General features: G+C 48.8%; 27 protein-coding genes. 5 read left to right on the top strand and 22 right to left on the bottom strand.

The genetic code is table 11. The features are described 5' to 3' along the window. Positions 1 to 3 precede the first annotated feature (3 nt). From ABD980_RS01260 to ABD980_RS01240, 5 genes are all read right to left on the bottom strand, one after another. Positions 4 to 693, bottom strand: a complete 690-nt coding sequence (locus ABD980_RS01260; RefSeq protein WP_300647333.1) for an ABC transporter permease — start codon at positions 691 to 693, stop codon at positions 4 to 6. Beyond that, positions 690 to 1,403: an ABC transporter permease gene (locus ABD980_RS01255; RefSeq protein ID WP_300647334.1), complete on the bottom strand. Its 714-nt coding sequence runs from the start codon at positions 1,401 to 1,403 to the stop codon at positions 690 to 692. The genes ABD980_RS01260 and ABD980_RS01255 overlap by 4 nt, the downstream gene beginning before the upstream one ends. Positions 1,404 to 1,422: 19 nt before the next feature. Then, positions 1,423 to 2,226 carry a transporter substrate-binding domain-containing protein gene (locus ABD980_RS01250; protein WP_260650656.1) on the bottom strand — a complete coding sequence of 268 codons (804 nt, stop codon included), beginning with the start codon at positions 2,224 to 2,226 and terminating at the stop codon, positions 1,423 to 1,425. An 11-nt stretch (positions 2,227 to 2,237) separates the two neighbouring features. Then, the gene (locus tag ABD980_RS01245) at positions 2,238 to 3,023 is read right to left on the bottom strand and encodes an ABC transporter ATP-binding protein (protein WP_345369017.1); all 786 of its coding nucleotides are present in this window, start codon (positions 3,021 to 3,023) and stop codon (positions 2,238 to 2,240) included. A 137-nt stretch (positions 3,024 to 3,160) separates the two neighbouring features. After that, positions 3,161 to 4,486, bottom strand: coding sequence for a Glu/Leu/Phe/Val family dehydrogenase (locus ABD980_RS01240; protein WP_377536186.1), 1,326 nt, complete (start codon positions 4,484 to 4,486; stop codon positions 3,161 to 3,163). Positions 4,487 to 4,739: 253 nt separating this feature from the next. Between ABD980_RS01240 and ABD980_RS01235 the strand changes: the two genes are divergently transcribed. Beyond that, entirely contained in the window at positions 4,740 to 5,417 is a 678-nt protein-coding gene (locus ABD980_RS01235; RefSeq protein WP_300647336.1) for a YggS family pyridoxal phosphate-dependent enzyme, read from the top strand. A 23-nt stretch (positions 5,418 to 5,440) separates the two neighbouring features. Here ABD980_RS01235 and ABD980_RS01230 read toward each other — a convergent pair whose 3' ends face one another. The 4 genes from ABD980_RS01230 to ABD980_RS01215 form a co-directional block, all read right to left on the bottom strand. Beyond that, on the bottom strand, positions 5,441 to 5,890 hold the full coding sequence (locus ABD980_RS01230) for a hypothetical protein (RefSeq protein ID WP_345369013.1): 450 nt from the start codon (positions 5,888 to 5,890) through the stop codon (positions 5,441 to 5,443). Beyond that, positions 5,887 to 6,792, bottom strand: coding sequence for a hydroxymethylglutaryl-CoA lyase (locus ABD980_RS01225; RefSeq protein ID WP_345369011.1), 906 nt, complete (start codon positions 6,790 to 6,792; stop codon positions 5,887 to 5,889). Before ABD980_RS01225 ends, ABD980_RS01230 begins: the two co-directional genes overlap by 4 nt. Before the next feature lie 11 nt (positions 6,793 to 6,803). After that, positions 6,804 to 7,919, bottom strand: coding sequence for a DNA-processing protein DprA (gene dprA / locus ABD980_RS01220; protein ID WP_300647341.1), 1,116 nt, complete (start codon positions 7,917 to 7,919; stop codon positions 6,804 to 6,806). A gap of 61 nt (positions 7,920 to 7,980) precedes the next feature. Continuing rightward, positions 7,981 to 9,552: an amidase gene (locus tag ABD980_RS01215; protein WP_345369008.1), complete on the bottom strand. Its 1,572-nt coding sequence runs from the start codon at positions 9,550 to 9,552 to the stop codon at positions 7,981 to 7,983. Between the two features lie 249 nt (positions 9,553 to 9,801). Between ABD980_RS01215 and def the strand changes: the two genes are divergently transcribed. Both def and fmt read left to right on the top strand, forming a co-directional pair. Next, on the top strand, positions 9,802 to 10,332 hold the full coding sequence (gene def, locus ABD980_RS01210) for a peptide deformylase (protein ID WP_260650650.1): 531 nt from the start codon (positions 9,802 to 9,804) through the stop codon (positions 10,330 to 10,332). Beyond that, the gene (fmt, locus tag ABD980_RS01205; protein ID WP_260650649.1) at positions 10,329 to 11,273 is read left to right on the top strand and encodes a methionyl-tRNA formyltransferase; all 945 of its coding nucleotides are present in this window, start codon (positions 10,329 to 10,331) and stop codon (positions 11,271 to 11,273) included. The genes def and fmt overlap by 4 nt, the downstream gene beginning before the upstream one ends. Here fmt and ABD980_RS01200 read toward each other — a convergent pair. The 7 genes from ABD980_RS01200 to ABD980_RS01170 all read right to left on the bottom strand — a co-directional run bounded on the left by ABD980_RS01200 (position 11,239) and on the right by ABD980_RS01170 (position 18,309). Next, positions 11,239 to 12,159, bottom strand: coding sequence for a DMT family transporter (locus tag ABD980_RS01200; protein WP_300648892.1), 921 nt, complete (start codon positions 12,157 to 12,159; stop codon positions 11,239 to 11,241). The two genes, fmt and ABD980_RS01200, sit on opposite strands and share 35 nt — an antisense overlap. 5 nt (positions 12,160 to 12,164) lie before the next feature. Then, a complete protein-coding gene (locus ABD980_RS01195; RefSeq protein WP_345369004.1) occupies positions 12,165 to 13,514 on the bottom strand; it encodes an amidase in 1,350 nt (449 codons plus the stop codon). A 26-nt stretch (positions 13,515 to 13,540) separates the two neighbouring features. Next, the gene (locus ABD980_RS01190) at positions 13,541 to 14,227 is read right to left on the bottom strand and encodes a DUF2848 domain-containing protein (protein WP_345369002.1); all 687 of its coding nucleotides are present in this window, start codon (positions 14,225 to 14,227) and stop codon (positions 13,541 to 13,543) included. Between the two features lie 12 nt (positions 14,228 to 14,239). Beyond that, on the bottom strand, positions 14,240 to 15,523 hold the full coding sequence (locus ABD980_RS01185) for a TRAP transporter large permease (RefSeq protein WP_345369000.1): 1,284 nt from the start codon (positions 15,521 to 15,523) through the stop codon (positions 14,240 to 14,242). Then, a complete protein-coding gene (locus tag ABD980_RS01180) occupies positions 15,520 to 16,143 on the bottom strand; it encodes a TRAP transporter small permease subunit (RefSeq protein WP_260650644.1) in 624 nt (207 codons plus the stop codon). Before ABD980_RS01180 ends, ABD980_RS01185 begins: the two co-directional genes overlap by 4 nt. A 103-nt stretch (positions 16,144 to 16,246) precedes the next feature. Then, positions 16,247 to 17,296 carry a TRAP transporter substrate-binding protein gene (locus ABD980_RS01175; RefSeq protein ID WP_345368997.1) on the bottom strand — a complete coding sequence of 350 codons (1,050 nt, stop codon included), beginning with the start codon at positions 17,294 to 17,296 and terminating at the stop codon, positions 16,247 to 16,249. A 116-nt stretch (positions 17,297 to 17,412) separates the two neighbouring features. Further along, complete coding sequence (locus ABD980_RS01170; RefSeq protein WP_260650642.1) at positions 17,413 to 18,309, bottom strand: LysR family transcriptional regulator; 897 nt, start codon at positions 18,307 to 18,309, stop codon at positions 17,413 to 17,415. A 164-nt stretch (positions 18,310 to 18,473) separates the two neighbouring features. Here ABD980_RS01170 and waaC point away from each other — a divergent pair, with 164 nt between their 5' ends. Both waaC and ABD980_RS01160 read left to right on the top strand, forming a co-directional pair. Further along, positions 18,474 to 19,430: a lipopolysaccharide heptosyltransferase I gene (gene waaC / locus ABD980_RS01165; protein WP_300648904.1), complete on the top strand. Its 957-nt coding sequence runs from the start codon at positions 18,474 to 18,476 to the stop codon at positions 19,428 to 19,430. Between the two features lie 38 nt (positions 19,431 to 19,468). Then, on the top strand, positions 19,469 to 20,830 hold the full coding sequence (locus ABD980_RS01160) for a 3-deoxy-D-manno-octulosonic acid transferase (RefSeq protein ID WP_345368992.1): 1,362 nt from the start codon (positions 19,469 to 19,471) through the stop codon (positions 20,828 to 20,830). A 69-nt stretch (positions 20,831 to 20,899) separates the two neighbouring features. Here the strand turns inward: ABD980_RS01160 and ABD980_RS01155 are convergent, their stop codons facing one another. The 6 genes from ABD980_RS01155 to rfbA all read right to left on the bottom strand — a co-directional run bounded on the left by ABD980_RS01155 (position 20,900) and on the right by rfbA (position 25,666). Next, the gene (locus ABD980_RS01155; protein WP_260650639.1) at positions 20,900 to 21,109 is read right to left on the bottom strand and encodes a cold-shock protein; all 210 of its coding nucleotides are present in this window, start codon (positions 21,107 to 21,109) and stop codon (positions 20,900 to 20,902) included. Positions 21,110 to 21,287: 178 nt separating this feature from the next. Beyond that, positions 21,288 to 22,187: a LysR substrate-binding domain-containing protein gene (locus tag ABD980_RS01150; protein ID WP_345368990.1), complete on the bottom strand. Its 900-nt coding sequence runs from the start codon at positions 22,185 to 22,187 to the stop codon at positions 21,288 to 21,290. A gap of 86 nt (positions 22,188 to 22,273) precedes the next feature. Then, entirely contained in the window at positions 22,274 to 23,032 is a 759-nt protein-coding gene (locus ABD980_RS01145; protein ID WP_345368988.1) for a maleate cis-trans isomerase family protein, read from the bottom strand. A 131-nt stretch (positions 23,033 to 23,163) separates the two neighbouring features. Then, positions 23,164 to 24,219, bottom strand: coding sequence for a dTDP-glucose 4,6-dehydratase (gene rfbB / locus ABD980_RS01140; RefSeq protein WP_345368986.1), 1,056 nt, complete (start codon positions 24,217 to 24,219; stop codon positions 23,164 to 23,166). Positions 24,220 to 24,248: 29 nt separating this feature from the next. After that, positions 24,249 to 24,800, bottom strand: a complete 552-nt coding sequence (gene rfbC / locus ABD980_RS01135) for a dTDP-4-dehydrorhamnose 3,5-epimerase (RefSeq protein ID WP_345368984.1) — start codon at positions 24,798 to 24,800, stop codon at positions 24,249 to 24,251. Then, positions 24,797 to 25,666 (bottom strand): glucose-1-phosphate thymidylyltransferase RfbA, encoded by an 870-nt coding sequence (gene rfbA / locus ABD980_RS01130; protein WP_345368982.1) that lies wholly within the window; start codon positions 25,664 to 25,666, stop codon positions 24,797 to 24,799. The genes rfbC and rfbA overlap by 4 nt, the downstream gene beginning before the upstream one ends. Positions 25,667 to 25,688: the final 22 nt, after the last annotated feature.

Raw genomic sequence — 25,688 nt, 5'->3', positions numbered from 1 at the left:
GGGTTAGCTAGAGGCTTTTAGATGTAATTGGCGCTCAATCAGATGAATAACGGCCAATAAGCTAAAGTTAATGGCCAAATACAAGAGCCCAGCAATCACAAAGGTTTCAACGATGGCATAGTTTTGACTCATAATACGGCGAGCGTAGCCGGTGAGCTCAAGCACCGCAATGGTAGAAGCTAAACTCGTGCCTTTGATAGCAATAACAATTTCGTTGCTATAGGCGGGCAGGGCTTGGCGTATAGCAAGAGGTAAACGCACTCGTTTAAAACACTGCCAGGCAGACATGCCAATGGCTTGAGCGGCTTCGATTTGCCCTTTGGGCACGGCCTGAAAGCCCCCACGAAAGACTTCGCCCACATACGCACCACTATTGAGCGCAATCGCTAAAATCGCCGTGCGGGTGCCATCACTAAATAACCACCATAAAAAGGGGACTTGTTTGACCCAGCTGATCATGCCTACGCCGTAATACAGTAAAAATAACTGCACTAATAAAGGCGTGCCCCGAAAAGCGGTACTGTAGCTAAATGCCACGGCACGTAATACGCGTTGATTGGATAAACGCATCAACGCTAACCCAACGCCAAGCAAAAGCGATAGGGCAATCCCCCATAGGCCAATATATAACGTCAGCCCAAAGCCTTTCCATAGCACACCTATGGTGTAAGAAAACTCGTCCCAACTCATCATGCCACGGCTCTCATGCCACGACCGGCGTATTTTTCTGCGATGACAAACAAGGCCTGACTACCTATACCAATAATAAAAAACAAAAAGCCGGCAATTAAATACATGGCTAAAGGCTCGCGCATAGCAGCGGCGCCAAGCTGTGCCGCACGCATGATTTCAACGAGACCAACCAGAGCAATCAGCGCTGTGTCTTTGAGGGCGGTTTGCCACACGTTATTGCACCCGGGCAAAGCAAACCACGTCATTTGTGGAATAACGACGCGCCATAAACGCTGCCAGCGCGACATACCAATGGCTTTTGCGGCCTCGATTTGACCGGTAGGAATCGCTTGTAAAGCACCCCGAAACACTTCTACGCTATAAGAACCCGCCACTAAGCCTATCGCTAAAATACCCACCGCGGCAGGAAACCAGCGGTTGATGAGTTCTTCCAGTTGGAGAAAGTCACCCAGCTGGCTAACAGAGTGAATCGAGCCAAAAAATAACAGGTAAATAATAAGCAGTTCGGGAATACTGCGAGTAATGGTGGTGTAGACGCTAACCAGCCCGCTTAACCACCGCGGGCCGTTTAGTTTAATGCTGGCACCGGTTACACCGATGAGCACACCGAGTGCCATGCCCAAGACCGAAATAAATAAGGTCATGGCAGCACCGCGCAAAAACATCCAGCCCCAACCATCGTTGAGGATGCGTAACAGGGTTTCCAGCATGGTTATCCGTCGTTAGGCCTTACTTGCACGCATCATAGTTAGCGATATCAATGTCGAACCATTTTTCGCTGGCGCTTTTAATGGTCCCGTCTTCGATGAGCTCGCAGAGTGCGGCATCCACACGGGCTTTTAAGTCAGCATTGTCTTTGTGAATCCCCACAGCAATGCCATAGCCTAAGGTTTCGGGGTCAGAAGAGCCCTTGATGACGGTTTCGGTTAGTGCATAATCTGTGGTATTCATTTGCTTTAAAAAGCGTGACTGTGAGGTCAGGTCAGCAAAGGTGCCGTCTAAGCGTCCAGAGTCCAAGTCAATCTGCATTTGATCAAGGGTCTCGTAGTCTTTGATATTGACTTTTGGGGCTACCTTGGCAAGAAAAGCGCCATGTGTGGTGCCGCCTTGGACGCCAATGGTTTTACCCGCCAAATCGGTGTAGATGCTTTCGGCGGAATCGGCTTTAATGGCAGGGGTATCGGCTTTAAGAATAAAAATGGCGTCTTCTACCGCATAAGGCAAGCTAAAGTTAATACGCTTGGCTCGCTCAGGAGTATAGGACATACCAGAAATAATCAGGTCGAAACGGTTTGCGCTTAACGAAGGAATTAAGCTATCAAAGGCTTGCACCACGAACTGACAGTCCGCGTCCAGTTTTTTACAGAGTGCGGCGCCTACATCCGCATCAAAGCCAGTGACGTTGCCTGCGGCATCTACCATACTCCACGGGGGGTAGCCGCCTTCGGTGCCGATTTTATAAGAGGTTGCGGCGATGCTGGCAACGCTAAACAGAGCAAGTCCTGCCCCGATAAGGGTTTTTTTCAGATTCATAAGGGTCTCCTTTAAGCCAAAGGCTGTAAAAACTGCTGTAAACGCGTGGATTGTGGATGATCGAAAAGCGCAGCAGGTGTGCCAGCTTCTTCGCACAAACCATTGTGCATAAAAATAGCATGGTTGGAGACTTCACGGGCAAATTGCATTTCGTGGGTCACCAAAATCATGGTGCGGCCTTCTTCAGCCAGTTGACGAATAACTCGTAAGACCTCGCCGACCATTTCAGGGTCCAGCGCCGAGGTAGGCTCGTCAAACAACATGACCTCTGGATCCATGGCCAGAGCGCGTGCTATTGCTACGCGTTGTTGTTGACCACCAGAAAGCTCAGAGGGGTAGGCGGTGGCTTTGTGAGCCAAACCGACTTTATCCAATAGGTGTAAAGCATATTCGCTGGCTTGCGCCTTGGCGATTTTTTTTACTTGGATAGGCCCTTCGATCACGTTTTGCAAAACGGTACGATGTGACCATAAGTTAAAGTTTTGGAACACCATCCCTAGACGGGCACGCACTTTTTCGAGCCGTTTTGGGTCGCTACTGACCATCGTGCCATCACGTTTGGCGTGGCTGCGTAATACATCTTGACCAATATGGATCTCGCCTTGGTCAGGGACAACCAAGTGGTTGATGCAACGCAGCAGCGTGCTTTTACCTGAACCGGAAGCACCAATAATGGATAGCACATCGCCCTGTTGGGCTTGGAAAGAAATCCCTTTTAGGACAGGTAGGTCGCCAAAGGATTTATGAATGTTGTGTACCTGTATCGCACAGGTCGCAGAATCAGTAGGAACGGTCACTGTTTCGGCCGTAGCAAAGAGTTAAAAGCAGTATTATAAACGGCTTTTGCGTTTCGGGCGCACCACGCGCCTGTTCAAATATATCGCGTGGTGAAAAGCCCTTAGCATTCAGGTAAAAAGAGCGCGCATGCACGTGTTTAGGGATATAAGCCACGCAGGTCGCGTGCTTCTAAAATGCGGGTACAGGCGCTGATGAAAGCCGCTGTGCGTAAGGTCACATTGTGAGTTTTAGCAACGGCTGCTGTGGCATGATATGCATCGCGCATCATACGACCTAAGCGCTCATTGATAAGGGCTTCTTCCCAGAAGTAGCTGGAGAAATTTTGTGCCCATTCAAAATAGCTAACCGTGACACCACCGGCGTTCGCGATGACATCTGGCACCACGGTAATACCGTTTTGGGTCAGAATATCGTCGGCCTCTGGTGTGGTGGGGCCATTTGCGCCCTCGATCACGATTTTGGCGCGGATTTTGTCGGCATTGGCAGCGGTGATTTGGTTTTCCAAAGCAGCCGGAATCAAAATATCACAGTCCAACGCCCAGAATTCGTCGGCTTGTAAACATTCACCCGCTTGCGTATGGGCGGCTAACCCGTCTTTGGGGTGATATTGGCTTAAGATTGTAGGAATATCCAGCCCTTGATCCTGATAAAGGGTGGCGGTGTGGTCTTGGAGTGCAATGACTTTTGCTCCTGCCTCATGAAACAGTTTTGCGGCAATGCCACCCACATTCCCACAGCCTTGAACAATGACGCGTGCGCCTTGCAGATCAAGGCCAGCATCTTTAGCGGCTTCTACGCCAACGGTAAAGACCCCGCGCCCGGTGGCTTCCACGCGGCCTAAGCTCCCGCCCAAGGATAACGGTTTGCCAGTGACCACGCCGGTGCTTAACTGCCCCGTATTCATGGAATAGGTGTCAACCATCCATGCCATGGTTTGAGCGTTCGTGTTGACATCGGGGGCAGGAATATCTTTATCGGGCCCGATAATCATGCCGATTTCAGTGATATAACGACGGGTAACACGCTCTAGCTCACGCTCAGAATATTGCCGTGGGTCGATACGGATCCCGCCTTTAGCGCCGCCAAAAGGCACATTGACCGCCGCGCATTTAACGGACATCCAAGCAGAAAGTGCCATGACCTCGGAGAGCGTCACGTCTTGATGGTAACGTACACCCCCTTTACCCGGGCCGCGGGATAAATTATGTTGAACGCGGTAGCCTTCAAAATGGGCGATGGTGCCATTGTCCAACTCTACTGGCACATCAACCGTTAAAATACGCTTAGGACGTTTTAGGGTTTCGACCCATTTTCCCAGTTTGCCCAAATAAGGGGTGACACGCTCTACCTGTTCTAAATAAATACCCCACGGGCCGAGCTCGTTTGGGTTTAAATAGGAGGGTAATTCGTGTTGAGATGGTTGGTTCATAATTTCCTCTTGCATGGATGCGGAGGTGGACATCGGTATAGATGCGAGATTATTGATATTATTTGCGCAGAAAAATACCGAAAATTTGACAAATAAGGCGCAAATTTTAGTATTTGCTCCCCCAAAGTCAAGTTTACTGTGCCGCCAAAATCAAAAAAGATACTACAGTGTATGGACTTTAGGCAATGATTTTTATGAAAAAAACGCATAAAAAGCCATTAAAAGTCGCTTTTTGCTGGTAAAAACACGAAAAACCCTTCAGGCCGATGATTTGATGAGTAAAGTAATGAAACAGCGACTTCAGCAGTTATTGCAACGTATTGCCATCGCTTGTGAGCAAGCGCAAAGAGAGCCCCAGTCTGTGCGGTTGTTACCTGTAAGCAAAACCTTTTCCCATGAGCTGGTGCAGCAGGCCATTATGCTTGGGTTAACTCGATTTGGTGAAAATCGCATACAAGATATTCGTTCAAGATATGAGTATTTTGCCGAACAGCCGGTGCAATGGGTGATGATTGGTCACGCCCAGACGAATAAAGCGCGCGATATCGCTCGCTATGCCGATGAGTTGCAATCATTAGATCGCTTAGCTTTGGCCGAGGCACTCCAACGCCGTTTGGACGGGGAGCAGCGTTGCTTACCTGTTTACATCCAGGTCAAAACTGCCCAAGAAGACAGCAAGTTTGGCTTAGACCCGAGCCAGCTGATGCCTTTTTTAGCGCAGCTTAAGCATTTTGATCGTTTGCAGCCCCAAGGCTTAATGACCATGGCAACCCAAACCGACGACCCCAAAGAAATACGGCGTTGTTTTGCACAGTTGCGCCTGTTGCGTGACCAAGCCCAAGAGGCCGGCTATGAAAACATCACCCGACTATCCATGGGGATGAGCGGGGATTTTGAGCTGGCCATTGCCGAGGGTGCGACCGACATACGGGTTGGCTCGGCCTTATTTGGGCACCGTGCTTAATCCACGTGTGCAGGTGAGTGCTATTAAACGGTGCGCTTATAAATTAGGGAAATATGTGCAAAGGCGATTTGTAGCTCGGGGCTAGCCCCTTGAAAAACAACGGGCCGCCCCCGCTTAGTAAAGCAAATCAAACGCTTAGAAAAAAATAGCGGTACAAATTTAGCAAATTTTAAATCCTCCCAGGCCAGCTCGCGTTTGAGTATCCAGTCTTGTTGAATACCGTGCTCGCTGATGGTGGTTTGCCCTGTGAGCATATAAAAAGCCACAATAATCATACCGCTATAAGCCAGTATCACCCCAGCGATAATAGGGGTGTCGACTTGCTGACCATAGGTGGTGGCGATATAGACTAATCGCACACCAATAATAGCAATAAGCAGCCATGCCAAGATGGCGATAGCCTTGGGCCAAGAACGCCCCCGCACTGGTAGGGGGCCTATAGTAGAAAATAACGCTGTGGATTCAGAGCTCATTGATTTTTAAGAAATAAAGCGCGACCAGCACGACTATTAGTGGGTTTGCCGATCTGTGCCGAGATCCATGCACCGGTATCCACTAACTGGGGCAGATCTAAACCCGTATGAATACCCATGCCGTGCAGCATATAGACCACATCTTCGGTGGCGACATTACCTGTGGCTCCTTTGGCGTATGGGCAACCACCCAGACCTGCAACAGAGCTATGGAAAATGGATACTCCCACCTGTAAAGCAGCAAGTATATTCGCTAAAGCCTGCCCGTAGGTATCATGAAAATGTCCAGCGATTTGTTCCATGGGAACAAGGGTGGCTACGGCCTCCATGAGCCGTGCCGTTTTCAGCGGTGTACCCACACCAATGGTGTCGGCAATGTCAAACTCTTGGACGCCTAAGTCCTGCATACGTTTTACTACATCCAGCACCGTTTCTATGGCGGTTTCCCCATCATAGGGGCAGCCAAGCGCGCAACTGATGCTTGCACGCAAGCGTACCCCCGCATCCAAAGCGGCTTGGGCCACTGGGGCAAAACGGGTGATGGATTCGGCAATACTGCAATTGATGTTTTTTTGAGAAAAGGATTCGCTTGCGGCACCAAAAATCACGACCTCGTCGGCCTTGGCTGCTAGTGCGGCCTCGAAACCACGTAGGTTGGGCGTGAGGGCAGAGTAAATAGTCTGAGGACGCCGTTCAATGCCGGCCATGACCTCGGTGCCATCGGCCATTTGCGGTACCCATTTTGGGGATACGAATGATGCCGCCTCGATATTTTGAAAGCCTGCCGCACTGAGCCGGTTAATCAGTTCGATTTTGATGGCGGTATCAACAAAATGTTTTTCGTTTTGCAAACCGTCGCGAGCGGCGACTTCGACGATTTTGACGGTGGTGGGCAAGCTCATGATAATGTCTCCTAGCGGCGTTGGTATTTGCCGTCTTTGTGTTGAATAATATGGTCAGAGAGTTCCAGCTGCACTAATAGGGACCCTACCTGAGCGGTACTGAGCCCACTGCGAAGCTGAATATGATCGGCGCTAATGGGATCATAGCCCATGCAGTCCAAAAGCTGTTGTTGTGCGTTGGATAGGGGGGCAGTAGCAGCAGGGATTATGTTTTGGAGCAGCGGCTGAGTGGGTTGTAGCTCCTCTAAGATATGCTCAGCCGACTCGACGAGTTTTGCTCCACTGCGGATCAGCTGATGACAGCCTTTGTGTAAAGGGGAATGGATTGAGCCGGGTATAGCAAAGACCTCGCGACCAATATCGGCGGCAAAGCGTGCGGTAGTCAGTGAACCGCTTTTGAGGGCGGCTTCTACGACCAGCACCCCTTTAGCGAGCGCTGCCACGAGCCGATTACGGCGTATGAAATGATGGGGTAACCCCCGTGTTCCCAAAGGGAATTCACTCAGCAGCAAGCCCTGCATCGCAATCTGATGAGCCAAAGTACGATTACGAGCGGGATAAACAAAATCTAGGCCTGTACCAAAAACCGCAATGGTACTATGGGCTTGCTGGGCGGCTAAAGCCCCTTGATGGGCGGCCGCGTCCACCCCTGATGCTAAGCCACTAATAATGCTCCAGCCTTGTTGGCACAAAAACTGGGCAAAATCATAGGCGTTTTTTTTGCCAGATTCGGTAGCACTGCGTGCGCCAACGATGGCAAGCCCCGGATACTGGAGCTGGCTGAGATCGCCTTTGGCGTAGAGAATTAACGGTGGATCAGCGAGCGTTAACAAAGCGGACGGGTAGTGGCTGTCTGCTAAACAGATCAAGTGCTGGTCGGGGGATTGGAGCCAGTGCAGCGTGGCCTGGATTTTGGCTTCCAGTTCATCGGGCAGGGTGCTGCGTAATTGGGTAGCAAGAGCCGTAGGAATAAAACGGTTGAGCGTACCTACAGACTGCTCATAAATCTGGTGTGGCAAACCAAAATTGGCCAGCAACAAGCGAGCCGCATCTGCCCCCAGATTGGGTTCTAGGGACAGACGTATCCAAGCATAACGTTCGTGATCCGAGGCAGTGGTTGTATTCATGCTGATATTGTAGTTATTTTTAAATACCACGCCTATTGTGACATTTACGTAGAAAGGTAAATCAACCTTGAATTAATGGAGGCATGTGGTCTATATTCCAGCGGGTTTCTTGCTCATAAGCATAGCCAAGTTGTAAAACAGTAATATCATCATAAAGCCTCCCCATTAGTTGCATGCCCATAGGTAGTCGATTCTGATTAAAGCCAACAGGAACGTTCAAGGTGGGTAGTCCCGCTAAGGAAGCTGGGGTTACGACTTCCATCCAACGATGATAAGTATCCATTTCTTTATTTAGAATTGTTTTAGGCCAATAGATGTCAGCATCAAAGGGAAATACTTGAGCTGTGGGCAAGACCAAAATATCGAAGTTTTGATATAGAGTTAAAAAAGCTTGATATACCCGCGACCTAGCTTCTGCCGCTCTAAATGTATCGACTGCATTCATTTTTAATCCGCCTTCTAACTCCCAGATAATCTCAGGTTTGAGCTGTGACTTCTTGTTTGGGTCTAGGTAGGCTTCTTCTAGTAGCCCGGCAGTCATCCAATGACGCCAGCCTAGCCAAGCCTTCCAAATTTCTATTTCGGATAAAGGGAATTGAGTGGGTTCTACGTGATGTCCCATTGCAGCAAGTGTGTTAAGACCCTGTTCGCATAAGTGCAGAATATCGGGATCAATAGGTAGTGACCCGTTTAAATTACCTAGCCACCCTATACGTAGTGATTTTGGTGGTGTTAAGGGCTGTAGAAGTGGAGTTAAGTCTATATGGGCAGAAAGAGGGGCGCGTGGATCTGGACCTGCTTGAGTGGCTAATAGTCGAGCTGTATCAGAAATGGTTCTCCCCATAGGGCCCTCATAGCCCAATTGAGTAATGTAGAGCTCTTTGGTTGGGCCGACAGGGACAATACCTTGACTAGGACGATATCCAATAACATTGTTAAATGCCGCTGGATTACGTAGAGAGCCCATCATATCACTACCGTCAGCGACAGGAAGCATTTTTAAAGCCAGAGCCACAGCTGCACCGCCACTACTTCCTCCCGCCGTTTTGGAGGGATCATATGCATTGAGTGTTGTACCAAATAGGGTGTTGTAAGTTTGTGAGCCATAACCAAACTCAGGTGTGTTGCTTTTTCCAATAAAAATGGCACCCGCTTGACGGATTCGACTCACCATAATGCCATCCTCTTTGGGAATAAAACTTTTAAAAAGAGGGGACCCAAAGGTAGTTGTAATCCCTTGCGTTGCGGAAAGGTCTTTAATCGCGTGAGGAAAACCATGCATCCAACCTAGATAGTTTCCTTGGCTAAGCTGTTGATCTTTTTCACGAGCTTGCTGAATGAGTACCTCAGGATCTTGCAGGGAAACTAATGCATTGACTTTAGGGTTTAATAGATGAATTTTATTCAGATAGGCTTGCATTACCTCTACACAAGATACTTTTTTGTTTTTGATGTTTTTGGATAATGTCAGAGCATCCCAAAGGGTGATTTCATTTTGTAAGATCTGCTGCTCGCTAGGGCTCCAGGTAGTGTTAGCCAAAATACTGCGTGGCAGGATTAAACTGGGGGTGAGTAAAGCCGCAGAGGCTAAATAAGAACTTTTTTTGATAAACTCACGGCGAGAAATGGTCATAGTTTTGTCTCCTTGTTTTATGAGGTTTTTTATTATTATGAGTAAGGAGAGTGGCTCTGGGATTAAGAGAAAACCATAAGTTTTTGTGCGGATGTAAACTTGTTTTTGTGATTTTGTGCACGGGGGTGTCCGATGGTTTCGTATGCCTTTCTAGTAAAAAGAATAAATTAGCTTAAAATAAGTAGAACTGAATATTACTGACTTGGATCTAATCGACATGTGTTTGTCGGTAAAGATCAACTGGAAATTATGGCTCTATTACCTATACTTCAATATCCTGACGAACGCTTACACACGGTAGCTAAACCCGTAGAAAAGGTGGATGATCGTATTCGTCAATTAGTTAAAGACATGGCTGAAACCATGTACGACGCTCCTGGTGTGGGTTTGGCAGCCACTCAGGTAGACGTGCACGAACGGGTGGTGGTCATTGATGTCTCGGAAAATGGCGATGATCTGTTGGTATTAATTAACCCCGAAATCACATGGTACAGCGATGAGAAGCAGGTCTACGAAGAGGGCTGCTTATCGGTATCGGGCATTTATGACAAAGTCGAGCGTGCTGCCGAAATCAAAGTTAAAGCCTTAAACGAAAAGGGTGAAACATTTGAGTTTCATGCGGACGGTTTACTCGCTGTGTGCGTGCAGCACGAGCTGGATCATTTGGACGGCAAAGTGTTTGTAGAACACTTATCGTTATTAAAACAAAATCGCATTTTGACACGTATCCGTAAACAACAGCGCGAAGCCAAAAAAGCCGCAGAAAAGGTAATGGTATGACGCTAAAGGTGGTTTTTGCAGGTACGCCAGATTTTGCTCGATTGGCGCTGGAAGCGATTTTAGCGGCAGGCCATCAGGTTCCTTTGGTTTTAACCCAACCCGATCGCCCTTCTGGGCGTGGCATGAAATTACGTCCATCGCCGGTAAAACAGGCCGCGCTGGATGCGGGCATCCCCGTGGCACAGCCATTAAGTCTTCGTTTAGACGGTAAACACCCTGACGAAGCACAGGCGGTGCAGCAGCAACTGCAAGCCATTGCGCCGGATGTCATGGTGGTAGCCGCCTACGGGTTGATTTTGCCACAGTGGGCCTTGGATTTACCCAAATACGGTTGCTTAAATATTCATGCCAGTTTATTACCGCGTTGGCGTGGTGCTGCACCTATTCAGCGTGCGATTGACGCCGGAGATGCAGAAACCGGTATTACGATTATGCAAATGGATGCAGGCCTAGATACGGGAGATATGTTGCTCGTGCGAAAGCTCGCTATCCAAGAGGATCACACGGGAGCAAGCCTGCATGACGAATTGGCTCAGTTAGGTGCCGACGCAATTGTTGAAGCCTTGGCACAGTTACCACAGCTCACGCCCACACCACAGCCAGCTGATGGTGTGACCTATGCGGAAAAGCTCCATAAATCCGAATCCCCCTTGGATTTTACCCAGCCTGCGGCGGTGTTAGCGCGACGGGTGCGGGCATTTAACCCTGTACCAAGTTGCACCATGATGTTGCCGGGGCTAGAGCAGCCGATTAAGGTCTGGCAGGCGCAGGCTATTGATCAGCCAACCACGGCTACGCCTGGTTCGGTGGTCGCAGTCTCGGCACAAGGTATTGATATTGCGACGGCAGATGGTGTTTTACGTTTAACCGAGCTACAACGGGCAGGCAGTCGGCGCCAACCCGTGGCTAGCTTTGTGCAGGGCTGGCAGCTGCCAGCTTAGCTTTTTGCTGCTGGCGCCATTCCCACACGGCGATTACGGCGCCACTGCCACACACGATACCAATTCCTACCCAGCTCAGCGCGTCGGGAAACTGTCCCCACAGTAGCCAGCCTAGCCCCGCCGCGCTGATAATCTGTAAATACACAAAAGGGGCCAGCACTGAGGCCGGTGCGCGTTGGTAGGCTTGTATTTGTAATAAATGACCGAGGGCACCAAACACCCCAGTAGCGGCGAGCGCAAACCAGTGTGGCGTATCAAAGGTGCTAAAAATCGGCCATACCTCGGGCAAAATAAAAGGCATCAGCAGGGTGGTTAACACCGTACCTACTAAGCCACTCCAAATGAGTGTGGTCATGGCATCATCAACGGCCACGCGTCGCGTCACAATATATTGGGTTGCAAAAAGCACAGCGGTAATTAAACCAAACACCACTCCTAATGGGTGTAAACCAGAGCTGGGGCGAATGATTAGCATCACCCCCAAAAAACCAACTGCGGCGGCGATCCAGCGTGAAATACGCGGGGGCTCTTTGAGTACCCATGGTGCCACAGAGAGCACAAGCAGTGGGGCTAAAAAATTAATTGCCGTGGCTTCGGCTTGGGGTAGATAACGTAGAGCAGAAAAAAAGGACAGCGTGGCAAACAGCATAATTAAGCCACGTAGGATTTGGTCTTTAGGACGCTTAGCCTTAAGGATTTTGATGCCTTTTGTAGGTAAAATAATCCCAAGCACTAAAAGCAAATGGATCATATAGCGCGCCCAGCACATCACCAATAAAGGCAGTCCGGCGGCCATGATCCATTTGCCACTGGCATCCAGAGAGGACAGCGCCCAGGTTGATAAAATTAATAAAATAATACCGAAAATAGGGCGCTGAGGTGTCATAAACGCTAAGAAAGTAAAATTGATTCGATGGTTAAACCCACATTAAGTAGATGCAGGTCATGATAAGCGGGCGCGGCGACCATAAAGCCAACAGGCGCGCTTTGAGCTGGTTGGCAAGGGATTGAGAGCGCGCATCCATTTAAAAAATTGATAATAGCAGGATTACGCAATATCGTCCCATTGATACGGAAATAGGCTTCCTCGTCCTCTAGCTCAGCCAGTGTTGGGGGCACAATGGGGGTGGTAGGTAAAATCAAAGCATCATAGGGCGCTAAGCGTGCTTCCATGCGAGCAATCCAGTCCATGCGCGCATTTTGTAATTCGATGTAATCGGCGGCACTTTGTTCTTTGCCGCGTAAAATACGAGATGCCACGCGCGGATCATAGGCGGCTTCGTGGTTAGCTATGTGGTCTTTGTGATAGAACCAGGCCTCTGCACACACAAAGCCCCCTAAACGATTGATATAAGGCAGCTCATCCAGTTCGGGGATTTCCACCTCGTCAACGTGTACCCCTTGGGCTTTAAGCTGCGCTACGGCATGCTGAAACACTGCAAGCACCGTTTCATCGGCACGTCCAAACACATAGTTGGTAGGCATCAGCAAACGCAGCTGCTGAGCGGGAATGGCTTCAAGCGAGGGTTCGGGCTCACCGCTTAGGACGGCATCGACCAAAGCACAACACTCTACAGACAAGCCCAACGGACCACTGGAATCCAGAGAGTGCGACAACGGCATCACGCCCTCGGAGGGGATCCGATCCGCAGTGGGTTTGAAACCGGTAATCCCACAAAAAGCCGAAGGAATACGAATGGAGCCACCGGTGTCTGTACCAATGGCGGCTACTGCCATGCCATCAGCAACCGATACACCTGCACCCGATGACGAGCCCCCAGGAATGCGACCTGTTGCTCGATCCCAAGGAGAGCGTGGTGTGCCATAGTGGGGGTTAATACCCAAACCGGAAAAAGCAAATTCGGTCATATTGGTACGCCCCACAATAATGGCGCCCGCATTGATTAGGCGCTGCACTAAGGTAGCATTTTCTGTGGCGGCGGGTGCATCCTTTAATAAGGCCGATGCGCCGCGTGTAACATCCCCTTTGTAATCAAATAGGTCTTTAATAGAAATAGGGATACCTTCAAGAGCAGAGCGAGCCAGACCGGCGGCACGAAGCGTGTCAGAGGCACGAGCGGCTGCGCGGGCCTGCTCGGCATAAACGGAAATAAATGTCGTCGCGCCTTCGCCGTTAGGATCAGCGATACGCGCCAGCGCTTGCTCAGTTAAAGCCAAGGCGGTGGTTTCTCCAGCATCTAAAGCACGCTGTAGTTCGCGAATACGGGCAAACTTAGACATAATGGTATCCCTATAAATAAAAATGATTAAGCGATTTCGGGGAGGAACTCAATCTCGTACGTATGGCGGATACGACGGTTTAAACGGGGGTCGAATAACTCCATCGTAAACTGGCTTGCGGGACGAATGGTTCCTATGGTTGCTACTGTACCGCAAGTCATCACCGTTTTTTCTGGTAATTGGTCTTGTTGGAAGTGTTTTTTTATCAAGTCTAGCGGGTGCAATAAGCTAGCCACCGCCCCATCTTGATAGGCAACTTCTTGGCCATCTTCGGTGATCCAGGCGCGTAGAATCAGCTCATCCCAATGCGCGGCCACGTCGCTAAAACGCCATGCCGTCGTGGCCACGGGCTTAACACAGACCTGCTTGGATAAGGCCACACTGTGTGCTTCTAAGGCACGGTCAGTGTGGTCAGAGGCCAAGCCCACACAAAGCTCACCGTTGTGCTGAAAAACCAATACCTCGGCTTCACCAGAGCTGTGTGGACCCACAACTTGTACCCGTTCGCTTTGTACGAGCTGATTGGTCGCAATGCGATAGTACAAAGGCACATCGCTAGGGCGTGGCACACCCAATTCGGCAAGCTCTAAAATATGATGCTCAATGGCTGCACGATCGCGCCCCGCCCAGCCCGCTACAATACAATAGTCCACACCTACCTGAATGGATTCGATACGACCATCCGCTGCTAAAAGCTCAAACTGTAACTGCATAACACACCAACCTTAACCAAAGACACGGGGAAGCCAGAGCGCGATATCTGGGAAAATGGCTAATAAAAACACCATGCCCAATAACATCAGCACAAATGGCAAACTACCTATCATGACGTCATTCATACTGCCTGCGGGACGTAAGCTTTGTACCACAAACAGGTTGAGTCCAACCGGGGGCGTAATCAGTGCGACTTCAACCAAGACAATGATTACAATACCCAGCCATACGGGATCAAAACCCAAAGCCATCATAACGGGCGCAACAATAGGAATGGTGGTGATCATCATAGAGAGGGTTTCCATAAAACACCCCAGCACCAGATAAAACACCACAAGGACAAGCAACATCAATGTGGGTGACACCCCTAAACCAGTGATCGCGCTTGTGATGGCATTGGTGAGTCCAATGCCAGACATAATAAAGTTTAAAAATGCGGCACCAATAACGATCAACATGATCATGGCAGTGGATTTCATGGTGCCCTCAAAGGTTTCTTTGAGCATTTTCCAGCTTAGGCGACGGCTAAATGCCGCTAAAATTAACGCCCCGATCACACCCAATGCTGCCGCTTCGGTAGGGGTGGCGACACCGGCATAAATAGAGCCCACAACTAAAAAGAAAATCGCTAAAGGAGGAAGCAAATGCACCAGGCTTGCAAAGCGTGCACGCCAAGGGGCTTGGACTTTTTTGCCCCCCCATGCGGGTTTGACGATACAGGCTAACGCAATCACTAAAATAAACAGCAATGCCATACCCAAACCAGGCAAAATGCCAGCTAAATAGAGCTTAGGCACCGAGGTATTGGTCAACACCCCGTAAATCACCAAGTTAATCGACGGGGGAATTAAGATCCCGAGCGTGCCCCCAGCGGCTAAACTGCCTAAAAATAGCGGTTCGTGGTAGTTTTGTTTTTTAATTTGCGGCAACGCCACCGTACCGACCGTGGCCGCGGTCGCCACACTGGAACCCGATGTTGCGGCAAAAAGAGCGCTGGCGCCAATATTGGCGTGCATTAAGCCGCCGGGTAACCATGATAACCACAAGCTCATGGCGTTATACATGCGCTCCGCCAGACCAGAACGTAAGAGAATTTCGCCAAGCATAATAAAGAGCGGCACAGCAACCAATAAAAACTCATTACTGGTTCCCCAGGCGACTTCGCCCATAGCACGGCTTAGCGGTAAAAAAGAATACAGCGGATCTAAAATCAGCCCTAGCACACCCAGAGCCGCCCCAACGGGGATACTGACCCCGATTAAAATTAACAACAGAGTTAAAGCGGTAGCGATCATGATTGTTGCTCCATTTGCACTAAACGCTTACCGGATTCGGCCTCGGCGCTGGCTTCTTCTTTGGTGGTGCGGATACCGCAAATACGTTGGACCTCGGCCATGTTACCCGTAACTAAGGCTAAAGAAGCACGAATTAACATCAATGCCAGTACTACACAAAGCCACACTAGCCCCGCTGCCCAAAGGGTCTGAGGGATCCAGAGAGGTGTACCCAAAATGGTGTTTGCGGTGGATTGGCTTTCCCATGACATGCCGGCGACTTCGGCGGCATAACGGGTTAAATACACAATAAATACGGCCAAAGCGACTAAAGCGACCCAGTCTAAAAAGGCCGCAATACGCACTGGCAAATGCTGGTAGATAGCATCAATACGGATATTGGCGCGATCCAGTGTGGCAAATGACAACGCCCATGACACACTAATCGCAAAAGCATAGCCGGACAGCTCGTCCGAACCGCCAAGGGGAGAGTTGAGAAACTTACGACTAAGTACATCCAGCGTAATGTAAATGGCGCTTAGCAAGGTCAAACCGCCGGCGATCCAGATCGCTATGCGTGAAAGCGTGGTCGCACCATTGAGCAGTCGCCCCAACAAAGAAGTGGGAGTAGAAGTTGTCATCGGTCACACCTGATAGAAAAAAGAGGGCGTTTGACCCTGTGTGACATCAAACGCCCTTGGTTTATGGCTGCGGGAGGAGCAGCTAAACCAAAAAGAAAACAAATTATTTGTTAGCTTTTAAACCCAACACTGGGCCAATGTACTGGTTAAAGCTATCCACACAGTCGGCTGAACAACGTTTGGCCCAACCTGGAATCACGGTTTTATCCATGACGTCTTTGAGCAGCTTTTGGTCTTCTGCCGAAGGCTCAACTAGTTTCATGTTGCCTTTAGGCTCAAGCGTACATGCCTCGGCACCGGTGTTGCAGTCGTAACCCTGTTGGGTTTCCGTGGCGGCAGCGGCCCAAATGTCATCAACAAGGGTTTTAACATTGGTTTCTAAGAACTGTTGCACTTTGGGGTCGAGCTTATTCCAAAAAGCTTTGTTCGCCACAATTAATTGTTGGTTCCAGTTAATAGGCAACGCATACAGGTGGTCGCTGACTTCGTACCATTTGGCGGAATAGCCAGAGAGTGAGCCGGTAATCGCGCAGTCCACCACACCATTTTGTAGAGCAGGTACGACCTCACCGAAAGGAATGGTTACGCTGCTGCCACCAAATGCTTGTACAAATTCTGCTTGGGTGCGGCTGCTTGTGCGTACTTTTTTCCCTTTCAAGTCACTTAGGCCTGCAAAGCTGCCTTTGCAGAACAAGACTTGGGCTGGATAAGTAGAAATCCCCAACAGTTTGGTGTTGATGCCATCATAGTGCTTTTCGTAAGCGGGTAAAAACGCATCAGTGATTTCACGTGCGGTTTGAATGTCAGGTGCCAAACCAGCTAAGTCAATGGCCTCGTTGATGGGGTTGTCCGTAGCAAAATAGGCTAATGTAGCGCTACCAATAGGGATTACGCCTTGGCTGACCAAGCGTAATACCTCTGGTCCTTTTAAGCCCATCTCGTTGTAGCCTTTGATGTCTACCGTGATTTTGCCATCCGATAGCTCAGGGATGGTTTTAGACCAAAAAGGGTGCTCGCCATTTTGATAGGCGGTGAGATTACTTAAGCCACCGACAACGGTTAATTTAGTTTTAGGTAGGTCGGTGACTACCTCTTGGGCTTGAGCTGATACAGCGGCCAAGCCTAGAAAAGACGCGGCTAACAGACGTTTCATGAAGGGTCTCCTGAAATTAAGCTCACAGTAGGTATAAGTTTGTTTCAGTTTCGATTGCACCTTATTGTTTGGAAACTGTCCAATTGTATGTTTAGATGTGTGTCTATAAATTATTCTTATACATGGGCCGGGTACTGCTCAGAAATGGATTGTGCTAAACGAGCGACAGTACGCGCAGCATGACTGTCGGGTGAGTCCAGCCAATGGGCATAAAAAGCCAAAGACGGAAGCGGCTTTTCTACTTTCAAACGACGCAGTTTTCCTTGGGAAAGTAGCGGTTTTGCCAGCTCTTCTGCTAGCACGCTAGGTCCCATGCCGCGCGAGGTCATATGTAAAATGGTACTCAGCGAAGCACTGCCATAAATACGCGGAGATTCCACTTTAGCCTCGTGTAAAAGTTGATCAACAGCACGATAAGGTAAGCTGCCTACCGGATACGTAATAACAGGGTAAACCCCTAGTTCCGCAACACTTACTGTACGTCCATGTAAGCGTAATGTAGGGCTGGCAACCCAGACTAAAGGGTACTCACCAATGGGGAGGTATTCGGTTTTTTTATCCGTATCATTTCCCACAAAAAAAGCTAAATCTAACTGATAATTCAGGAGCTTTTCCCGTAATACTTGACTGGTATCCACGTGAATTTCAATAATGAGAGCAGGGTATTGGGTATGTAGCTGCTCAATCAGAATATGCAGCCACGTATGAACTAAGGTTTCTGCCACCCCTAAATGAAAAGTGCCACGAATCACGTTGGGGCTTTGAGCGACACGCAGCATTTCGTTACGTAGCTCTAACATACGCTGAGCGTGTGAAAGTAATTCCTGACCTTTTTCTGTGAGCTTAATACCGCGCGCACTACGGTCAAAAACCCGTGTTGAAACCTGCCGCTCAAAGCTGGCAATACGTTGAGAAATCGATGGTTGCGTGGTGTTTAGTTTTTCGGCTGCGGCACTAAAGCCTCCTAACTCGGCCACCCAAACAAAAGCTTCAATCTGTTTGAAATCAATCATAAAAATTCCCTCGGTGCAGGGAAGAATACGCGTGTAAAAACACGAACACTTCGCCGCTGTTGGCGTAAATCAATTGGAAATGATGGGGATGTCACCTAACTATCAGTTACTATAGCGCTTGATAATAAAAGCTGTTAGTTGTTGTACCCACTATAATCGACGCTATGAGTAAAAAAATCTTAATTGTGCGCACCTCATCATTGGGGGATTTGGTGCATATGTTGCCGGCGATGAGCGATATTGCCACGCATTACCCCGATGCTCAGATTGACTGGGTAGTCGAAGAGTCTTTTACCGAAATCCCACAATGGCACCCAGCCATCCACGAGGTGATTCCGGTCGCGCACCGCCGTTGGCGTAAAAACTGGTGGTCGGCCACATCACGCGCTGAGCGGGCTGCTTTTAAACAGCGCTTGCGTCAAACCCGCTACGACATTGTGTTAGATATGCAGGCACTATTAAAAACAGTATGGATCACCCGTTTAGCCTATGGACAAAAACATGGCTTGGATTGGAAATCCGCGCGCGAACCGCTAGCTTCGTTGTTTTTTCAGAAAAAACATCGGGTCGAGTTTTGGCAGCCGGCCATTACGCGCCAGCGTTTACTGGCATCGTTAGCCTTAGATTATAGCTACCAAGGGGAGCCGGACTATGGGCTACAAGCTATTACCACTGCGGTAGAGATTGAGCCCGTTGCTTTGATTATGCCATCGGCGAGTCGTGACGATAAGCTCTGGCCCGAAGCCAGTTGGCATAAAGTTTTTGATTATTTGCAAAACCAAGGGTTGGGTTTACGTTTATTAGCAGGTAGCCCAGCAGAAGCACAGCGCGCACAACAATTGATTGTAGGACGTCACAATGCTGAGGTTTTGCCGCGTATGGGTTTAACGGATGTGGCCCATGCGCTAGCCAAGGCGACGGTAATGGTGGGCTTAGATAGTGGATTAACCCATTTGTCAGCGGCATTAGAGCGCCCAACCATAGGGATTTATAAAGCATCCACCCCTGTGCGCACGCCACTGGTGAGTCGTGCTTACACTGCCAGTTTAGGCGACAGAGGTCAAGAGCCTAGCGCTGAACTTGTGCTTAGTGCAGTGCAGCAAGCCTTAAGTCGCGGTTAACGGTACAATAAGCATTCAAGGTTAAAGGTTGGATACGTTTGAATCGTTTTATTTACACGTTGTTATTGCGGCTGGTTTCACCCTTTTTATTGGGGTGGATGTATGTGCGTGCGCGTAAATCCGGCGGCCGATGGCAGGTTTTTAGCCCATTACGTTTTGGGTATTATGGCAAGACAGCACGCCCTAAACAGGCGGGGCTAATCATGGTGCATGCTGTCAGTTTAGGCGAAATGCGGGCGGCTCAGCCACTAGTACAAGCCCTACTTTCCGAAGGGCATACGATTTTGTTAACCCATCTGACTTATACCGGTTATGCCGAGGGGCAGCGGGCATTTAATGCCGCCATCGCAAACGGGCAGCTAATACAACAGTGGTTGCCTTATGATTTCCCCGGTGCTGCCAAGCGGTTTTACGCTTTTTATCAGCCTCAGCTTGTGGTGGTGATTGAGCGTGAGGTTTGGCCCAATTTGCTGTATCAGGCGATTCGCGCTGATATCCCTGTGTTTTTAGTTAGTGCGCGTTTTTCGGCTCGCTCATTGCGTAAATCATTACGCATGGGGGCACTTATGCGTAACGCTTATGCGCGATTTGCCGCCATTTATGCTCAAACCTTTCAAGATGCACAGCGTTTAGAGCGCGCCGGTGCTAAAGGGGTACGGGTATCAGGCAATTTTAAATTTGATGTGCAACTTGCTCTGGATCAGGTAGAGCGTGGTAAGCAGTTTGCAGATCGTTTAGGGCGCAAAATTGTCGTGATTGCCAGCACCCGCGAGGGCGAGGACCAAATGTTTATTGATGCTATGCGTCGTTATATTCGGCGCGAGCACCAAATGGATCTAGACGCCCGCGAGCGCACCCTGTTTTATTTGATTCCACGTCATCCTCAACGCTTTGAGTCCGCAGCAATTTTATTAGAAGCCGAGGGCTGGAATGTGGTGCGGCGCTCGCAATTGGTACAGAGCGGTGATTGCACTAGCCGTTCTTTAGCGTGCTGCAAAGAAGCCGATGTGCTTTTAGGCGATTCGCTGGGGGAGATGCCTTGGTACTATGCACAAGCGCAGGTGGCGATCATTGGTGGTAGTTTTGCTCCACTGGGTGGGCAGAATTTTATCGAAGCTTGTGCGCTGGGCGTGCCGGTGATTGTAGGGCCGCATACACGTAATTTTGAGCAAGCTGTAGATGATGCCCTTAAAGAAGGCGCGGCCTTGCGTGTGCAAAATGCTGAGATAGCATTAAAAACGGCAATGCAGCTTCTTGAGGACAGTACGCAGCGCCAACGTATGGCCGATGCAGGCTTACATTGGGTACAAAAGCATGCCGGCTCTGTAGAGCGGGTCATGGCAGGGATTCATGAGATCCTAAAACAACAGCATGTACGCCAAAACCGCTTAGATAAATAAAGCTCAAAGTGAGTAGGCGTAAAAAAACCGCATGGTATACATGCGGTTTTTTTTAATCTTTACAAAAAATTAGATTTTTTGTACGGATTTGGCTTGAGGGCCTTTTTGACCCTGAGCGGATTCAAAAGAAACGCGCTGGTTTTCGTCTAAAGACTTGTAACCGGTGCCAAGAATATCAGAGTGGTGTACGAATAGGTCTTTACCACCGTTTTCGGGGGTGATGAAGCCGAAGCCTTTTTCGTTGTTAAACCATTTTACGATGCCGTATTCTGTTTGCATGATAGATGCTTCCTAAAAAATAAATGAGCGACTGCGCCCGACGAACAGATTTTCAAGGTACAAAATTGGGCAATGCAATTTACTATGTAGCAAACAGATTGAACGAACTTCGACGAACTTGATAACCTACTGATTAAACACTTTAGTATGAATGCTAGGTCTACGTCAAGGAATATATTTAGATATTTTTCATATAAGTTGTGTCATTGTTTTGCAGAAACTCCAATAATATTTTTGCACTGGGCGAAAGCTCCTTTTTTCGCCGTACACCAATGAGGAGTTCGCGTTGTGCCCAAGCATCATTAAGCCAAACAAATCGTGTGTTGGGTATCTGAAATGTTTGTGTGCTCTGATGGGGCAAAACCCCGATCCCCATACCCGCATTGACCAGCAAGCACATGGCCTCGTAGCTGTCGATCTCGGCGCGTACAGGAACACTGCGGTTGGCCTCCATCGCAATTTTGGTAATTTGGTAATTTAGCTGGGTGCCTGCTCGTAAAATAATATGGTCATAATCCAAACACTGTTCAAAAAAAAGACGATCAAATTGAGCTAAATCATGGTCTAAAGGAACCAGCACCCCAAGATGATCATGCCGAAAAAAATAACTCTCAATATCGGCATCGTGGGGTAATGCTGTGTAAATTCCTATATCGGCTTGTGATTTTTCTATTTCATAAACAATTTCTAAACTGTTTTTTTCTTCTATTTTTAATTGCACCTCGGGGTGTGCAGAAATAAAATCCGCTAAAACATGGGGTAAATGCTGGGAAATAACGGATATATTTGCTAACAAATGGATATGGCCTTGTTGCCCCTGTGAGTATCCTTGTAAATGACTTTTTAAATCTTGAACGCTATTTAAAATACTGCGGGCGCGGTATAGCAGTTCCATACCGGCTTGGGTTGGGTGTACCCCCTTGTTTGTGCGCCGCAGCAAAGGTGTGCCGAGCTGATCTTCCAGGTCGGCAATACGGCGGCTAATTGCCGCGGCGGCAATATGCTCGCGCTGCGCTGCTTGGCTAATTGTGCCCTCTTCGACCACGCGCACAAAAAACCGCAGGCTGACCAAATCCATGCCTATCTCCCTATTGGCTTAAAAGCCGTATTTTAACGCAGGCACAAAAAACCCCGCCAATAGCGGGGTTGGGGCTGAAACAGCGATTAAATAGCGGTCTTGCCAGATAGCAAGAAGCCCGCATCGGGTACACGGGTCTCTAGACCCAGGGTTTTAAGCATCTGGTATACCGTGGCCACTGCTGCGGACAGCACGGGTTTGCCAATCATGTCCTCAGCACGCTGGATCGCAGGCAAAGAAGGCATCTGCACGCAGGCAGACAACACAACGGCATCAACGCCATCGTGGTCTAAACGCTTCACGTGCTCTAGTAAGTTTTCGGGGTTGAGCAAACCAACCTCAAGGTTATCCGATACTTCAAGACTGATCGAGTCTTTGACCTCGATGCCCTCGTGTTCGATGTACTCCACCACACGCTGAGTCAGTGGCTTCATGTAAGGGGTAATAACCGAAATTTTCTTGATGCCAAACTCGCTCATGCTGTTTACCAGCGCCCCGGCAGAGCTGAGAACCGGAATATCCACGCCTGTGCTTTTAACAGCGGCCTCTAGGCGCTCTTGGGATTGACGGTGGTAGCCATTACCCTGTGCCATAATCGCCACTAAGCAGGCGTAAGCCATCACATCACAACGCGCATCGGCAAGCTCTACCACACAGCGATCGCTAGCAGCGTCCATGGCTTTAAGCTCTTCGGGTGTGACGTTCATCATGCGCATACGCGAAGAGTGAAACGTAAAGCGATCCTCTGGCAAAATCCCCATGCGAGCATTGAGCATGGCTGGGATTTCGGTTTCCATGGTGGTGTTAGAACTGGGTACGATTTGACCAATACGATAGGTTTTCATTTTTGTCTCCGCCTTAAAAAAATCGGTATGACTAACAGGATAAAGGTAGTGTAGCGTCGCATTGGTCGTGCGTAAAACAGTATTTGATCATGCTGCCATCACAATTTGTGATGGCGAGAGTCGGGTTATGATTAAATACGTTCAAGCCGATAGCTGCCGCTCAGCACGTCTTGCCACCAGCTTTCATTATCTAAATACCATTGCACGGTTTTGCGCAGACCGCTTTCAAAGGTTTCCTCAGGAGCCCAACCTAGCTCGCGTTCGATTTTAGTAGCATCAATGGCATAGCGCACATCGTGCCCAGGGCGATCCGTAACAAACGTAATTAAATCGGCGTACGGTTTAGGCTGACCATCGACCACCCAAGGACGCATCTCATCGAGCAAAGCACAAATCTGTTTGACGACATCGATATTGGCTTTTTCATTATGACCGCCGATATTATAGGTTTCACCAATAGCCCCACAGGTAGCGACTTTGACTAAGGCGCGGGCGTGGTCTTCGACATAAAGCCAGTCGCGAATCTGCTGGCCGTTACCATACACCGGCAGTGGTTTGCCTGCCAATGCGCTCAGAATCATATGGGGAATCAGCTTTTCAGGGAAATGATATGGCCCATAGTTATTCGAGCAGTTCGTAATCACCACCGGTAGCCCATAAGTACGATACCAAGCGCGCACTAAATGATCCGAGCTGGCTTTAGAGGCCGAATACGGAGAGCTAGGAGCATAGGGGGTGGTTTCGGTAAATAAATCGTCGGTACCGTCTAAATCGCCGTAGACCTCATCGGTAGACACATGATGAAAACGGAACGCGGTTTTCTCTGTTTCGGGTAACTGTGTCCAGTAATCTCGTGCGGCTTCTAAAAGCGTATAGGTCCCTACAATATTGGTTTGAATAAACGCACCGGGCCCTGTAATCGATCGATCCACGTGCGATTCGGCCGCTAAATGCATGACGGTCGTGGGCTTAAATTCTGAAAAAATACGTGCCACCGCTTGGGCATCGCAAATGTCATGGTGATAAAAGGTATAGCGATCGGCGTCTTTGGCGTGAGCTAAAGACGCCACATTGCCCGCGTAGGTGAGTTTGTCGAGGTTAGCAACATGAAAAGTCGTGTGATCGATTAAATGGCGAATCACTGCAGATCCAATAAAACCTGCTCCTCCAGTTACAAGGATACGCATAGGCTTTCCAATTGGCATAGGTAGATAAATCACTTAAATTGGTTAGTTAAATAGCTTTTCAGGCTCATAGCTGCTTGATCTTTGGCAGATAGGATTGGATCTCCTGTAAAAGGCCAGTCAATATTTAAATCAGGGTCATTCCAAGCAATAGTGACTTCAAACTGTGGAGCATAATAATCCGTGGTTTTATATAAAAACTCGGCGCTCTCGGAGAGCACCAAAAAACCATGTGCAAAACCCTCGGGCACCCAGAGCTGGTGTTTGTTTTCAGCTGATAAATACGTTCCTACCCATTGGCCACAGGTAGGCGAGTCCGGGCGAATATCCACCGCCACATCAAAAACCTCGCCCTGTATCACGCGTATGAGTTTGCCCTGAGGCTGTTGAGTTTGAAAGTGCAGCCCGCGTAACACATGTTGAACAGATTTAGAGTGGTTGTCTTGCACAAAATTAACTGTACGGCCAATTGCTGCTTCGAATAGGCGGTGATTAAAACTTTCAAAAAAGAAGCCTCGCTTATCATTGAACACCTTGGGTTCAATCAAGAATATTTCGGGAATAGCTAAGGCTGTTGCTTTCACTTCAATAACCCCATTAAATACTGCCCATAGCTATTTTTAGCTAGTGGTGTGGCTAAGCGTTGTAGCTGCTCGGCATCTATCCAGCCTTGACGATAAGCGATTTCTTCTGGACAGGATATTTTTAGCCCTTGACGCTTTTCAATGGTGGCAATGAACTGGCTCGCTTCTAGTAAGGAATCCGGGGTACCCGTATCGAGCCAAGCATAGCCTCGCCCCATAATCTCGACATGAAGTTGGTTTTGGGCAAGGTATAGTTTATTTAAGTCGGTAATTTCTAATTCACCGCGAGCCGAAGGTTTAAGATCCCGTACTAAATGCACGGCCTGATTATCATAAAAATATAACCCCATGACGGCATAATTAGATTTAGGTTGCGTGGGTTTTTCCTCTAGGGATAAGACCTTTCCTGTGGGGGCGAACTCTACTACGCCATAACGCTCAGGGTCATGGACGTGGTAGGCAAACACTGTGGCACCGATCTGTCGTTGACAGGAGCTTTGTAATAGCTTATGAAAATGATGACCATAGAAAATATTATCACCCAGCACTAATGCAGAGGGGTGATTACCGACAAAGTCTGCCCCAATCATATAGGCTTGGGCTAAGCCATCGGGGCTTGGCTGCACGGCGTAGGATAAATTTAAACCCCATTGTGAGCCATCACCAAGCAGCTGCTCAAACCGTGGTGTGTCTTGCGGTGTAGAAATCACTAAAATATCGCGTATACCCGCTAACATTAGCGTAGAAAGCGGATAGTAAATCATGGGTTTATCGTAAATAGGTAAAAGCTGTTTATTAATCGCTAGTGTGACAGGATACAGTCGTGTATTGGATCCGCCAGCTAAAAGGATACCTTTGTGGCCCATTGTGTTTAAAGCTTTGTAATAG

Origin of the sequence: Paenalcaligenes hermetiae (genome assembly GCF_039543645.1) — a bacterium.
GTDB lineage: Bacteria > Pseudomonadota > Gammaproteobacteria > Burkholderiales > Burkholderiaceae_B > Paenalcaligenes > Paenalcaligenes hermetiae.
Note: the sequence above shows the minus strand (reverse complement) of the source record. Positions and strands in the feature narration are given on the sequence as shown.